This is a genomic window from Catenuloplanes niger (genome assembly GCF_031458255.1).
In the GTDB taxonomy this organism is placed as follows: Bacteria; Actinomycetota; Actinomycetes; order Mycobacteriales; family Micromonosporaceae; genus Catenuloplanes; species Catenuloplanes niger.
Map to the genome: position 1 here is coordinate 3,447,083 of NZ_JAVDYC010000001.1, position 13,402 is coordinate 3,460,484.

The 13,402-nt window shown below is 69.4% G+C and carries 10 protein-coding genes; 8 read left to right on the plus strand and 2 right to left on the minus strand.

What is annotated here, in order from left to right; all coding sequences use genetic code 11:
* Positions 1–90: 90 nt before the first annotated feature.
* From J2S44_RS14990 to galT, 3 genes are read left to right on the plus strand one after another with little or no spacing between them, the layout of a single operon-like run.
* Positions 91–2,055, plus strand: a complete 1,965-nt coding sequence (locus J2S44_RS14990) for a beta-galactosidase (RefSeq protein ID WP_310413661.1) — start codon at positions 91–93, stop codon at positions 2,053–2,055.
* Positions 2,055–2,831 (plus strand): DeoR/GlpR family DNA-binding transcription regulator, encoded by a 777-nt coding sequence (locus J2S44_RS14995; RefSeq protein WP_310413664.1) that lies wholly within the window; start codon positions 2,055–2,057, stop codon positions 2,829–2,831. The genes J2S44_RS14990 and J2S44_RS14995 overlap by 1 nt, the downstream gene beginning before the upstream one ends.
* Complete coding sequence (galT, locus tag J2S44_RS15000; protein WP_310413668.1) at positions 2,828–3,907, plus strand: galactose-1-phosphate uridylyltransferase; 1,080 nt, start codon at positions 2,828–2,830, stop codon at positions 3,905–3,907. The genes J2S44_RS14995 and galT overlap by 4 nt, the downstream gene beginning before the upstream one ends.
* Positions 3,908–4,099: 192 nt before the next feature.
* Here galT and J2S44_RS15005 read toward each other — a convergent pair whose 3' ends face one another.
* The gene (locus J2S44_RS15005; protein WP_310413671.1) at positions 4,100–5,317 is read right to left on the minus strand and encodes an NADP-dependent isocitrate dehydrogenase; all 1,218 of its coding nucleotides are present in this window, start codon (positions 5,315–5,317) and stop codon (positions 4,100–4,102) included.
* A 208-nt stretch (positions 5,318–5,525) separates the two neighbouring features.
* Here J2S44_RS15005 and J2S44_RS15010 point away from each other — a divergent pair, with 208 nt between their 5' ends.
* Entirely contained in the window at positions 5,526–7,151 is a 1,626-nt protein-coding gene (locus tag J2S44_RS15010) for an alkaline phosphatase D family protein (protein ID WP_310413674.1), read from the plus strand.
* 191 nt (positions 7,152–7,342) lie between these two features.
* Here the strand turns inward: J2S44_RS15010 and mdh are convergent, their stop codons facing one another.
* Complete coding sequence (mdh, locus tag J2S44_RS15015; protein WP_310413678.1) at positions 7,343–8,293, minus strand: malate dehydrogenase; 951 nt, start codon at positions 8,291–8,293, stop codon at positions 7,343–7,345.
* A gap of 480 nt (positions 8,294–8,773) precedes the next feature.
* Between mdh and J2S44_RS15020 the strand changes: the two genes are divergently transcribed.
* The 4 genes from J2S44_RS15020 (at position 8,774) to J2S44_RS15035 (ending at position 13,368) form a co-directional block, all read left to right on the plus strand.
* Complete coding sequence (locus J2S44_RS15020) at positions 8,774–10,408, plus strand: peptide ABC transporter substrate-binding protein (RefSeq protein ID WP_310413681.1); 1,635 nt, start codon at positions 8,774–8,776, stop codon at positions 10,406–10,408.
* 128 nt (positions 10,409–10,536) lie between these two features.
* On the plus strand, positions 10,537–11,463 hold the full coding sequence (locus J2S44_RS15025) for an ABC transporter permease (RefSeq protein WP_310413684.1): 927 nt from the start codon (positions 10,537–10,539) through the stop codon (positions 11,461–11,463).
* Positions 11,456–12,367 carry an ABC transporter permease gene (locus J2S44_RS15030; RefSeq protein WP_310413687.1) on the plus strand — a complete coding sequence of 304 codons (912 nt, stop codon included), beginning with the start codon at positions 11,456–11,458 and terminating at the stop codon, positions 12,365–12,367. The genes J2S44_RS15025 and J2S44_RS15030 overlap by 8 nt, the downstream gene beginning before the upstream one ends.
* A gap of 5 nt (positions 12,368–12,372) precedes the next feature.
* Positions 12,373–13,368 (plus strand): ABC transporter ATP-binding protein, encoded by a 996-nt coding sequence (locus J2S44_RS15035; RefSeq protein WP_310413690.1) that lies wholly within the window; start codon positions 12,373–12,375, stop codon positions 13,366–13,368.
* The last annotated feature ends 34 nt before the right edge of the window (positions 13,369–13,402 follow it).

The following is a 13,402-nucleotide window of genomic DNA, read 5'->3' on the forward strand; positions in this document are numbered from 1 at the left end:
GAGAAGACCCTTCTCGTTCGCCACCGTACCGGGGTATGTTCGTTTCTGTTGGTTTTAGTGCGGAAGCGTTGACCTATCCCGGGAGGTCGTGTGACGAGGCGGCTGGCGCCGAAGGTCCGAGGGCTGAGCTACGGCGGGGACTACAACCCCGAGCAGTGGCCGGAGAGCGTCTGGGCGGAGGACGTCGCGCTGATGCGCGAGGCCGGCGTCACCGTGGTCAGCCTGGGCATCTTCGCCTGGGCGTGGCTGGAGCCGGCCGACGGGCGGTACGAGTTCGACCGCCTCGACCGTCTGATGGACATGCTGCACGACGGGGGCATCGCCGTCGACCTGGCCACCGCCACCGCGTCGCCGCCGGCCTGGTTCTCGGCCGCGCACCCGGAGGCGATGGTGGTCGACGCGGACGGCCGGACGCTGACCTACGGCAGCCGCCAGGCCTTCTGCCCGAGCTCCCCGGCGTACCGGCAGAAGGCTCTTGACCTGGTGACCGAGCTGGCCCAGCGCTACGGCGACCACCCGGCGCTGGCCATGTGGCACGTGCACAACGAGTACGCCTGTCACAACCCGTACTGCTACTGCGAGATCTCCGCGGACGCGTTCCGCGACTGGCTGCGCGCCCGCTACGGCGACCTGGACGCGCTGAACGCGGCCTGGGGCACCGCGTTCTGGTCACAGACCTACACCGAGTGGGAGCAGGTGCAGCCGCCGCGCGCCACCGTCACCTCGTCGAACCCGACGCAGCTGCTCGACTTCAAGCGCTTCTCCTCGGACGCGCACCTGGCGAACTTCACCGCCGAGCGCGACGCGCTGGCCGCGATCACGCCGGACGTGCCGATCACCACGAACCTGATGACGTCCAGCTGCTACGCGCTGGACTACTGGGAGTGGGCGCGGGAGATGCCGGTGATCTCCAACGACCACTACGTGCTGGCGGAGAGCCCGGTCCCGCCGGCCGCGCAGACCGCGTACGCGGCGGACGCCACCCGCGGGCTGGCCGGCGGCGGCTCATGGCTGCTCATGGAGCACTCCACCAGCGCGGTCAACTGGCAGCCGCGCAACCTGGCCAAGGCGCCCGGCGCGCTGCTGCGGGAGAGCCTGGGCAACGTGGCGCGCGGCTCCGAGGGCGCGATGTTCTTCCAGTGGCGGGCCAGCCGGGCCGGCTCGGAGAAGTGGCACTCCGCGATGCTGCCGCACGCCGGCACCGCCTCGAAGGTGTGGCGCGAGGTGGTCTCGCTCGGCGACGCGCTGCGGAGACTGGCCGAGGTCGAGGGCTCCCGGGTCGAGGCGCCGGTCGCGATCGTGCTCGACTACCCGTCCGGCTGGGCCCAGGAGGCACCGAACCAGCCGAGCGTCGACATGCGCGCGTTCGACGAGGTCAAGCGCTGGCACGCGGCGCTCTGGCGGGCCGGCGTCACGGCCGATCTCGTGCACCCGACCGCGGACCTCACCGGTTACCGCGCGGTGCTGGTCCCGTCGCTCTACCTGGTCGACGACGACGCGATCGCGAACCTCGCGGCGTACCCCGGCACGCTGGTCGTCGGGCCCTACAGCGGGCTCGCGGACCGCAACGACCACGTCCGCCCGGCACCGCTGCCAGGAGCGTTTCACGACCTTCTGGGGGTACGGGTGGAGGAGCACTTCCCGTTGCCGGCCGGGGCGACCGTGGCGCTGGACGACGGCTCCTCGGCCGAGGTGTGGACCGAACAGCTGTCCCTGGAGCGCGCGGTCGCGGTCGCGTCCTACCTGGACGGGCCGGTGGCGGGCGCGGCGGCGATCACCCGGCACGGCGACGTCTGGTACCTCGGCACCCGGCTCTCCGACTCCGGGCTGGAAGCGCTGCTCGCGACCGTCGCCCCGGCCGTCCACCGGGTCCCGGCGCAGGTCGAGGCCGTGCGCCGGCGGCACGAGGACGGGCGTTCGTACCTGTTCCTGCTCAACCACGGCGACGGCCCGGCCCCGGTCGACGCGCGCGGCACCGACCTGCTGACCGGCACCGCGTGGACCGGCCCGTCCGAGGTGCCCGGCCGCGGCGTCGTCGTGCTCCGGGAGGCGTGATGCTGGCCCAACAGCGACAGGCCGCGATCCTGGAACGGGTGCGCACCGCGGGTGGCGCCCGGGTCAGCGAGCTGGCCGCCGAGTTCGGTGTCTCCGACATGACCATCCGGCGCGACCTGGACCTGCTCTCCGACCGCGGGCTGCTGGCCAAGGTGCACGGCGGCGCCACGCCCGGCCTGCCCGGCTCCGCGCACGAGCCCGGCTTCGCCGCCAAGTCCGCGCAGCAGCGCCGGGAGAAGGCGCTGATCGCGGCGGAGGCGGCGACGCTGGTCGGGCCGGGCACCGCGATAGCGCTGTCCGCCGGCACCACCACGGTCGAGCTGGCCAGCCGGCTGGTCGACGTGCCCGGCCTGACCGTGGTGACGAACTCGATCCCCGTCGCGGACGTGTTCTACCGCGGTGGCCGGCCGGACTCGACCGTGGTGCTGACCGGCGGCGTGCGCACCCCGTCGGACGCGCTGGTCGGCCCGGTCGCGGTGGCCGCGATCCGCTCGCTGCACCTGGACCTGGTCTTCCTCGGCGTGCACGGGATGAGCGAACGCGCCGGGTTCACCACGCCGAACCTGACCGAGTCGGAGACCAACCGTGCGCTGGTCGAGGCGGCCGAGCGACTGGTGGTGCTGGCCGACAGCACGAAGTGGGACACGGTCGGCATCTCGTCCTTCGCCACGCTCGGCGAGGCACACACCCTGATCACCGACGCCGGTCTGCCCGACCCGGCGCGGGCGGTACTCGCAGATTATGTAACGGACCTACGACTGGTGGAAGCATCATGAAGCGCACCCCGATCACGCTGGCGGACGGCCGCGAGCTGATCTACTTCGACGAGAACGACGACGCGGTCCGCCAGACCGTGGACCGGCGCGAGCTGCCCCCGCCGCCGGCCGCCTCGCAGCTGCGGTACGACCCGCTGACCGACGAGTGGGTGGCGGTCGCGGCGCACCGGCAGACCCGCACGTTCCTCCCGCCGGCGAACGAGTGCCCGCTGGACCCGTCCACGGACGCGTTCCAGACCGAGATCCCCGGCGACTACGACGTGGTCGTGTTCGAGAACCGGTTCCCGTCGTTCAGCGCGCGCACCGTGGACTCGCCCGGTGACTCGGTCACCGACCTGGTGCCGATCAAGCCGGGCTTCGGCCGGTGCGAGGTCGTCTGCTTCACCTCGGACCACAACACCGCGTTCACCGCGCTGCCGCCGTCCCGGGTGCGCCTAATCGTGGACGCCTGGGCGGACCGGACCGCGGAGCTGTCCGCCGTACCCGGGATCGAGCAGGTCTTCTGCTTCGAGAACCGGGGCGTGGAGATCGGCGTGACGCTGCACCACCCGCACGGGCAGATCTACGCGTACCCGTTCCTGCCGCCGAAGACCGTGGCCATGCAGGCGGCGGCGCGGAAGCACTTCGACGCGACCGGGCGGAACCTCTACGCGGACGTGCTGGCCGCGGAGATAACGGCCGGCGACCGGGTGGTGGCGTCGAACGAGTTCTGGACCGCGTACGTGCCGGCCGCGGCGCGCTGGCCGTTCGAGGTGCACCTGGCGCCGCACCGGCAGATCGCGGACATCCCGGCGCTGACCTCGGACGAGCGGGACGCGTTCGCCACCATCTACCTGGAGATCCTGAAGCGCTTCGACGGGCTGTTCGACGGGCCGATGCCGTACATCTCGGCGTGGCACCAGGCGCCGGTCAACGACGGGCGCGAGCTGGGCTACCTGCACCTGCAGCTGTTCAGCATCCGGCGCGCGCCGGGCAAGCTGAAGTACCTGGCCGGTTCCGAGTCCGCGATGGGCGTCTTCATCAACGACGTGACGCCGGAGCAGGCCGCGACCATGCTGCGCGACGTGCGGCTGTAAGAGGGCGTTCGCGGCGGCTGCCGGGGGGGGTGTGCGGGAGGCCCGGGACAGAGCCTCCCGCACGAGGGAAGGGACGACTTGAGGTCGTTCTGTCCAAATTAACGGCACATGTTCCCGGGGGTTACGGCCCCAAACGTCCGAAAAACGAACGAAGGCCCGCACCCGTCGGGGTGCGGGCCTTCGCTTTGTGGATCAGGCGCCGAGGCGCTTCGCCAGGTTCTGGTCCAGCGTGGTCATGAACTCGTCCGTGGTCTGCCACGGCGCGTCCCGGCCGATCAGCGCGGCCAGGTCCTTCGTCATCTGGCCGCCCTGGACGGTGTCGATGATGACCTGCTCCAGCGTGTCCGCGAACTCGGAGACGGCCGGGGTGCCGTCCAGCTTGCCGCGGTGCGACAGGCCCCGGGTCCAGGCGAAGATCGAGGCGATCGGGTTGGTGCTGGTCTTCTCGCCCTTCTGCCACTGCCGGTAGTGCCGGGTGACCGTGCCGTGCGCGGCCTCGGCCTCGACGGTCTGGCCGTCCGGCGTCATCAGCACGGAGGTCATCAGGCCCAGCGAGCCGAAGCCCTGCGCCACGGTGTCGGACTGCACGTCACCGTCGTAGTTCTTGGCGGCCCAGACGAAGCCGCCCTCCCACTTCAGCGCGGCCGCGACCATGTCGTCGATCAGGCGGTGCTCGTAGGTGATGCCGGCCTTCGCGAACTCGTCCTTGAACTCGGCGTCGAAGACCTCGGCGAACAGGTCCTTGAAGCGGCCGTCGTACGCCTTCAGGATCGTGTTCTTGGTCGACAGGTAGACCGGGTAGTTGCGGGACAGGCCGTAGCGGAACGAGGCCCGCGCGAAGTCCCGGATCGAGTCGTCGTAGTTGTACATCGCCATGCCGACGCCGCCGCCGGGGAACTTGGCGACCTCGAACTCCATCGGCGCGGAGCCGTCGTCCGGCGTGAACGTGACGGTCATCGTGCCCGGGCCGGGCGCCACGAAGTCGGTCGCCTTGTACTGGTCGCCGTGAGCGTGGCGGCCGATGATGATCGGCTTGGTCCAGCCCGGCACCAGGCGCGGCACGTTGGACATGATGATCGGCTCGCGGAACACGACGCCGCCGAGGATGTTGCGGATCGTGCCGTTCGGCGAGCGCCACATCTTCTTCAGGCCGAACTCCTCGACCCGCGCCTCGTCCGGCGTGATGGTGGCGCACTTGACGCCGACGCCGTGCGTCTTGATGGCGTTCGCCGCGTCGATCGTGATCTGGTCGTTCGTCTCGTCGCGCTTCTCGACGGACAGGTCGTAGTACTCCAGCTCGACGTCGAGGTACGGCAGGATCAGCTGCTCACGGATCTGCTTCCAGATGATCCGCGTCATCTCGTCGCCGTCGAGCTCCACGACCGGCTTGTTTACCTTGATCTTCGCCATCCGCCGGCGCTCCTCTCGGGGGCAGGTGCCCTTTCGCGAACTTTGGACTCTCAAGCAGTACGAGCGTACTGCAACGGCCTCTCGCCTGCCCGGCGGACCCCCATCAGTCAAGCACCAGGCGTGACGCGCCCGGCGGACAAACAGACTTTCCCGAAATGTCGCCTAGGTTGGAGGGCATCGCCGTCTACCCGCGTCCGGGGGGCACGCCATGTCGCTACCGCTCACCCGTCCGGTGCACCGGCGCGGCCTGCTCGCCGGACTGGCCACCGGACCGCTGCTGCTCCGGCCCGGGCGCGCCCGCGGCGCCGACGGTCCGCTACCGGGCGAGCTCTTCACGCTCGGGGTGGCCTCCGGCGACCCGCTGCCGGACGGCGTGGTGATCTGGACCCGGCTCGCACCCGCCGGCGGCATGCCGGACCGGGCCGTCGAGGTCGACTGGGAGATCGCCGAGGACGACCGGTTCCAGCGGGTGTCCCGGCGCGGCACCGCCTACGCCGAGCCGGAACTGGGCCACTCCGTGCACGTGGACGTGCGCGGCCTGCGCGCGAGCGCGGACTACCACTACCGGTTCCGGGCCGGCGCGGAGATCTCGCCGGCCGGGCGCACCCGGACCGCGCCGGACCCGCACGCCTCGCCGGACCGGCTGCGGTTCGCGTTCGCCAGTTGCCAGGACTACCAGGCCGGCCGGTACACCGCGTACCGGCACCTGGTCGCGGAGGACCTGGACTTCGTGGCGTTCCTCGGCGATTACATCTACGAGACGGCGCCGGACCCGGCGGCGTACCGGACGCACGACGGCACCGGCGAGCCGTACACGCTGGCCGAGTACCGCGACCGGTACGCCCGGTACCGCGGCGACCCGGAGCTGCGGGCGGCGCACGCCGCGTTCCCGTGGATCGTCACGCTCGACGATCACGAGGTGGACGGCAACTGGGCGGACGAGGTGCCGAAGGACCCGCAGGTGCAGACGCCGGAGGTGTTCCGCGCGCGGCGGATCGCGGCGTTCCGGGCGTTCTACGAGCACATGCCGCTGCGCCGGGCGTCGCTGCCGCGCGGGCTGGACATGCGGTTGTACCGGCGGCTGCGGTTCGGCGACCTGGCCGGCGTGCACGTGCTCGACACCCGGCAGTACCGCGGTGACCAGCCGGCCTCGCTCGCGGCCGCGGAGGACCCGGCGCTGAGCATGACCGGGCCCACCCAGGAGCGCTGGCTGGTCGACGGGCTGGCCACGTCCGGCACCCGGTGGAACCTGCTGGCGAACCAGGTGATGTGGGCGTCCAACGACCGCCGGGCCGGCCCGGAACGGCGGTACTCCTTCGACAACTGGGACGGCTACCGGGTGCAGCGGCGCCGGCTGCTCGAGTTCCTCGGCTCGGGGCGGGTGGCCAACCCGGTCGTGCTGACCGGCGACCGGCACTGCACCTGGGTCTGCGACCTGCGGCCGGACTTCGACGACCCGGCGTCACCGGTGGTCGCGGCCGAGCTCACCGGCACCTCGATCAGCTCCGGCGGCGATCCGGACACGGCCGCGTTCCATGCCGCCTACGACCCGGTCATGGCGGAGAGCCCGCACTGGAAATACATCGACAACCGGCGCGGGTACGTGGTGAGCGAGCTGACCCGCGAGCGGATGCACTCCCGGCTGCGCGTGGTGGACAGCGTCTGGACCGGCGACAGCCCGATCCGCACGGCGGCCGAGTTCGTCACGGAGGCCGGCCGGCCCGGCGTCTCGGCCGCCTGGCAGGAGCCGGTGCCGCACGCGCGGGCCCGCGCCCACGACGGACCGGTCTTCAGCGTCCACGACGACCGGGACGCGTTCCCGCTCCGCGCCTGACCGCGCACGGCCCCGGCGTTTCGGTGACCAGCGGCGGAACCGGAAGGGAGGCCGCCCGCGGCCGACCGGTGCCCGCGGGAGCGTGCGGGCCGCACCACGCCGGAAGCGGGAACATCCGGCCCTTGATCTTGATCTCGAAACAGCGAAGCCGGGCCCTTCCGGTAGTGCGGGCCCGGCTGTCGCGTGGTGGATCAGAGGCTGGCGACGTCGGCCTGCTTGGAGCGGACGGCCTCGGCGGCGGTCTTGAGGTCGGCCAGCTCGGCGTCGGTCAGCGCGGTCTCGACGACCTTCTTGACGCCCTCGGCGCCGATCTCGGCCTCGACGCCGAGGTAGACGCCGGAGATGCCGAACTCGCCGTCGACCCAGGCGCAGACCGGCATGACCGCGCCGGAGTCCTCGGCGACCGCCTTGGCCATCCGGGCGGCGGCGGCGGACGGCGCGTAGTAGGCCGACCCGGTCTTGAGCAGCGCGACCACCTCGGCGCCGCCGTTGCGGGTGCGGACGACGAGCTCCTCGATCTTGTCGGCCGGGAGCAGGTCGGCCAGCGGCTTGCCGTCGACCGTGCAGCGGGACGGCACCGGCACCATCGTGTCGCCGTGCGAGCCGAGCGTGAGCGTCTTGACGCTGCTCACCGGCACGGCGAGCGCCTCGGCCACGTTGTTCGTGAAGCGCGCGGTGTCCAGCATGCCGGCCTGGCCGAGCACCCGGTTCTTCGGGAAGTTGGTGGCGATCTGGGCGAGCGCGGTCATCTCGTCGAGCGGGTTGGAGACCACGATGATCACGGCGTTCGGCGCGTGCTTGGCCACGTTCTCCGCGACGCCGCGGACGATGCCGGCGTTCACCTCGAGCAGGTCCATCCGGCTCATGCCGGGCTTGCGCGGCAGGCCGGCGGTGATCACGACGACGTCGGACCCCGCGATGGCCTCGTAGCCCTCGCCGCCCTTGCCGGTGGTCTGGCCGACGACCTTGGTCTCGAAGCCCTCGATCGCGCGGGACTGGTTCATGTCCAGCGCGAGGCCCTCCGGCTTGCCCTCGACGATGTCCGTGAGGACGACGGTCTCGAAGATGTCGTACTCGGCGAGGCGTTGCGCGGTCGTCGAACCGTAGAACCCGGCGCCGACGACGGTGACCTTCTTGCCCATGTCGCGTCACTCTTCTCTGGACGAGGCGGTTTACCCGACCGTATCAATCGGGTTACGTGATACCTCCGGCGGTCCAATGATCGTTAAGTAAGCCACCGGCCACCGCCCGTATGTGACGCTCCGTCCACTTCCCGCGCCTAACGCTCCGTAACCCAGACTGTGTCGCTTCCCACACTGTGAGCTTTGCGTCGGTTACAAAACAGTCAGTCAGGCATCAACCTCGCGTTGATTCAACCCTCCCAGACCGGGCCGATTAGTCCAAATTATGGTGCATAATGCCTATTAACCACTTGGGTGATTGTCGCGGCCCGCTACCAGGGTGAGCAGGGATAACGCAAGTCGATGGCGGCGTGCTAGGGCATGTCGCCGTAAAGCACCGATTTGTGGGAGGGACGGACCCGCCCTACCTTTGCCCGGGCGTTGCTCAGCGTTACTCACACAGGGGCGAAGCTGCGCAGCGTAAGGAAACAAGGAGGCACCATGCAGGTCCGCAGATTCGCGGCCTTGGCCGCTCTCCCCGTCGTCACGTCCCTCGGCCTGGTCGCGTGCGGCCAAGGCGGCGACGAAGCGAGCGAGAGCAACCCGTCCGCGATCGTCTCGATCGAGATCGCCGAACCTCAGCACCTGGTTCCGACCAACACCAACGAGACCTCCGGGTCGCAGGTGCTGGCGGCCCTGTTCGCGCCGCTCGTGAGCTACGACGAGGCGAACAAGCCGGTCGAGGACGCGGCCGAGTCGATCAGCTCGACCGACAACACGGTCTGGACGATCAAGCTGAAGGACGGCTACACCTTCCACAACAACGAGAAGGTCACGGCCGACAGCTACATCAACGCCTGGAACTACGGTGCGTACGCGCCGAACGCCCAGGGCAACTCGTACTTCTTCGAGAAGATCGCGGGTTACGCGGACCTCCAGTCGACGGACCCGGACGACGACGGCCCGCAGAAGGCGCCGGCGCCGAAGGCGAACAAGCTGTCCGGTCTCGCCAAGGTCGACGACCTGACCTTCACCGTGACGCTCTCCGCGCCGTACGTCGACTTCAAGACGATGCTCGGCTACACCGCGTTCTACCCGCTGCCGGCCGCCGCGTTCTCGTCCGAGGGCGTGCTCGCGGAGGGCTACGAGGAAGCCCCGATCGGCAACGGCGCGTTCAAGATGAACGGCACCTGGCAGCACGACGCCAAGATCGAGGTTGCGGTCTACGACGGGTTCCCGGGCGAGAAGCCGAAGATCGCGGGCGTCGAGTTCCGGATCTACCAGCAGCTCACCGCGGCCTACGCGGACGTGCAGTCGGACAACCTGGACGTGCTGCGGACGATCCCGACCGAGAACATCACCACCGCGCCGACCGACCTGGGTGACCGCTACGCGACGAGCCCGGCGTCGACGTTCCAGTTCCTGGCCTTCCCGACGTTCCAGCCGGACTTCGCCAAGCCGGAGGTCCGCAAGGCGATCTCGATGGCGATCGACCGCGACGAGATCATCAAGTCGGTCTTCAAGAACTCGCAGCAGTCCGCCCGCTCCTTCGTGTCGCCGGTCGTCGGCGGCTACCGCGAGGACACCTGCGGCGCGTCCTGCCAGTTCAACGCCGCGAACGCGAAGACGGCGTACACCGCGGCCGGCGGCCCGGCGACGATCAAGATCTCGTACAACGGCGACGGCGGCCACAAGGACTGGGTCGACGCCACCTGCAACCAGCTCAAGACCAACCTGGGCATCCAGTGCACCGGCGTGGCCGAGCCGAAGTTCGCCGACCTGCTCAGCAAGGTCGAGAAGAAGCAGGACGTCGGCATGTTCCGGATGGGCTGGGTCATGGACTACCCGTCCATGGAGAACTACCTCGGCCCGATCTTCACCACCAAGGGTTCCTCGAACTACTACGGGTACAGCAACCCGGAGTTCGACGCGCTGGTCGCGGAGGGCACCAAGGCGGCGGACGAAGAGGCCGCCATCGCGAAGTACCAGGCGGCGGAGGACATCCTCGCCGTCGACATGCCGGTGATCCCGCTGCGCTTCGGGCAGAACAACTTCGGTTACTCGACGAAGGTGCGCAACGTGGACCTCGACCTGTTCCAGCGGATCGACCTGCACAAGATCGAAGCGGTCAGCTGACCAGCTGGGCGTGACGGTGGCGGCGTCACCGGCCCATCAGGCCGGGACGCCGCCACACCTTTATCTTCCCGGCGCGTGTCCTCCCCCTGACCCAGGGGACGCGTCGCCCTCTCTTGGGGGTTCCCTACGTGATTCGCTACCTCGTGCGGCGCCTGCTTCAGGGCGTACTCACGTTTTTCGGGGCCACGTTCGTGGTCTACGCGCTCATGTTCGCCAATCAGGACAATCCGCTGCAGGCGCTCGCCGGTGAGCGCCCGATCTCGGAGAACGTCCGGCAGGCGCTGACCGAGCGCTACCACCTGGACGAGCCGTTCATCATTCAGTACGGCTACTACATGCAGGGCCTGTTCCAGGGCGACTTCGGCACGTCGCTGACCGGGCGGGAGATCTCCGAGCTGCTGGAGAACGCCTGGCCGAACACGGCCCGGCTCGCTGTCATGGCGGTGATCTTCGCGGCGCTGATCGGCATCGTGGCCGGTGTCGTGGCGGGTATCCGGCGTGCGAGCATCTTCGATCACACCACGTTGATCATTACGTTGGTGTTGATCTCGATTCCGATCGTGGTGTTGGCGCCGTTGATGCAGTTGTTCTTCGGTGTGGAGTTGCGGTGGTTCCCCGCGACGGCGGGTGCGAATCCGACGTTCTACGCGTTGATGCTGCCCGCGATGGTGTTGGGTGCGGGTTCGTTGGCTACGTATTCGCGGTTGACGCGTACGTCGGTGGTGGAGAATCTGCGTGCCGACTATGTGCGTACGGCGAAGGCGAAGGGTTTGACCCGGAACCGGGTGATCGGTGTGCACGTGTTGCGGAACTCGCTGATCCCGGTGATCACCTACATCGGTGTCGATCTGGGTGGTCTGATGGCCGGCGCGATCGTGACCGAGGGTGTGTTCAACATTCCGGGTGTCGGCTCGCAGTTGTTCCGTGGCATCACGACCGAGGACGGGCCGCTGGTGGTGGGCTTCGTCAGCATTCTGGTGATCATCTTCATTCTGGCCAACCTGATCGTCGACCTGCTCTACGCGGTCCTGGACCCGAGGATCCGGTATGAGTGACATGCAATCGGTGGTCGCCACCGAGGTTCCGTCCGCGGAGCGGGCGCGCAGCCTGGGCCAGGACGCGTGGCGGGATCTCCGGCACAACTGGATCTTCTGGTTCGCGTCCGCGATCGCGCTGATCGTGATCCTGATGGCGATCGTGCCGTCGCTGTTCACGCCGAACGACCCCGCGGACTGCTCGCTGTCGCGGCAGTACGCGCCCGGCAACGGGTGGGCGCTGTTCGGCTACGACTTCCAGGGCTGTGACATCTACGCCCGGACGGTCTACGGCGCCCGCGCGTCCATCTGGGTGGGCGTGCTGTCCACGGCGCTGGCCTCGTCCATCGGCCTGATCTTCGGCCTGTCCTCCGGCTTCTTCGGCGGCTGGCTGGACGCGATCCTGTCCCGGGTGACCGACATCGTGCTGGGCATCCCGCTGCTGCTGGCCGCGATCGTGCTCGGCAAGCGCCTGGCGGCCGGCGACACCGGCGGCTCCTCCGGCCTGCTGGCCGTGGTCGTGGTGCTGGGCATCCTCGGCTGGACCACCGCGGCGCGCGTGATGCGCTCGTCGGTGATCTCGGCGAAGAACCAGGACTACGTGGCCGCGGCGCGCATGCTCGGTGCGGGGAACTTCCGGATCATGTTCCGGCACATCCTGCCGAACGCGATCGCACCGTTCATCGTGGTGCTCACCATCGCGCTGGGACAGTTCATCGCCACCGAGGCCACGCTGTCGTTCCTCGGCATCGGCCTGAAGGGCAACGCGATCTCGTGGGGCATCGACATCTCGACGGCGTCGAAGCACGTTCGTGAGTCCGCTCCGCCGCTGGTCGCGCCGTCGATGTTCCTGGCGATGACCGTGCTGGCGTTCATCATGCTCGGCGACGCCATCCGCGACGCCTTCGACCCGAAGCTGCGGTGACCCCCATGCCTCCTGCTGCAAAACACCTGCTCGAGGTCAAGGACCTCTTCGTCGAGTTCAAGAGCCGGGACGCCGTCGCCAAGGTGATCAACGGCGTCTCCTACCACCTGGACGCCGGCGAGACGCTCGCGGTGCTCGGCGAGTCCGGATCCGGCAAGTCGGTCACCGCTCAGGCGATCATGGGCATCCTGGAGATGCCGCCGGCCCGCATCCCCTCCGGCCAGATCCTCTACAACGGCGTCGACCTGCTCAAGCTGCCCGAGGAGAAGCGGCGGGAGGTGCGCGGCAAGGAGATCTCGATGATCTTCCAGGACGCGCTCTCCGCGCTGAACCCGGTCTTCCCGGTCGGCTGGCAGATCGGCGAGGTGCTGCGTAAGCGCGAGGGCAAGTCCCGAGCCGACGCACGCAAGCGGGCGATCGAGCTGATGGACCTGGTGAAGATCCCGGCCGCGCGGCAGCGCGTCGGCGACTACCCGCACCAGTTCTCCGGCGGCATGCGGCAGCGCGTGATGATCGCGATGTCGCTGGCGCAGGACCCGAAGGTGCTGATCGCCGACGAGCCGACCACCGCGCTCGACGTCACCGTGCAGGCCCAGATCATGGACCTGCTCGGCGACCTGCGCCGGGACCTCAACATGGCGCTGATCCTGATCACGCACGACCTCGGCGTGGTCGCGGACGTGGCGGACCGGATCGCGGTCATGTACGCGGGCCGGATCATCGAGGAGGCGCCGGTCTACGACATCTACGAGGCGCCGGCGCACCCGTACACCAAGGGCCTGCTCGCCTCGATCCCCCGGCTCGACCAGCGCGGGCAGAAGCTGGCGACGATCAAGGGCCTGCCGCCGAACCTGGCGAACATCCCGTCCGGCTGCCCGTTCCACCCCCGCTGCCCGTACGCCCAGCCGGTCTGCCGGGAACTGGTGCCGGCCAAGCACGTGCTCGGCCCGCGGTACAGCGCCTGCCACTTCGCCCAGGAGGTAGTCAGTGACCAGCGCTAAGGGCTCCGCCGCTCGGGGATCGGCGACCCCGCCG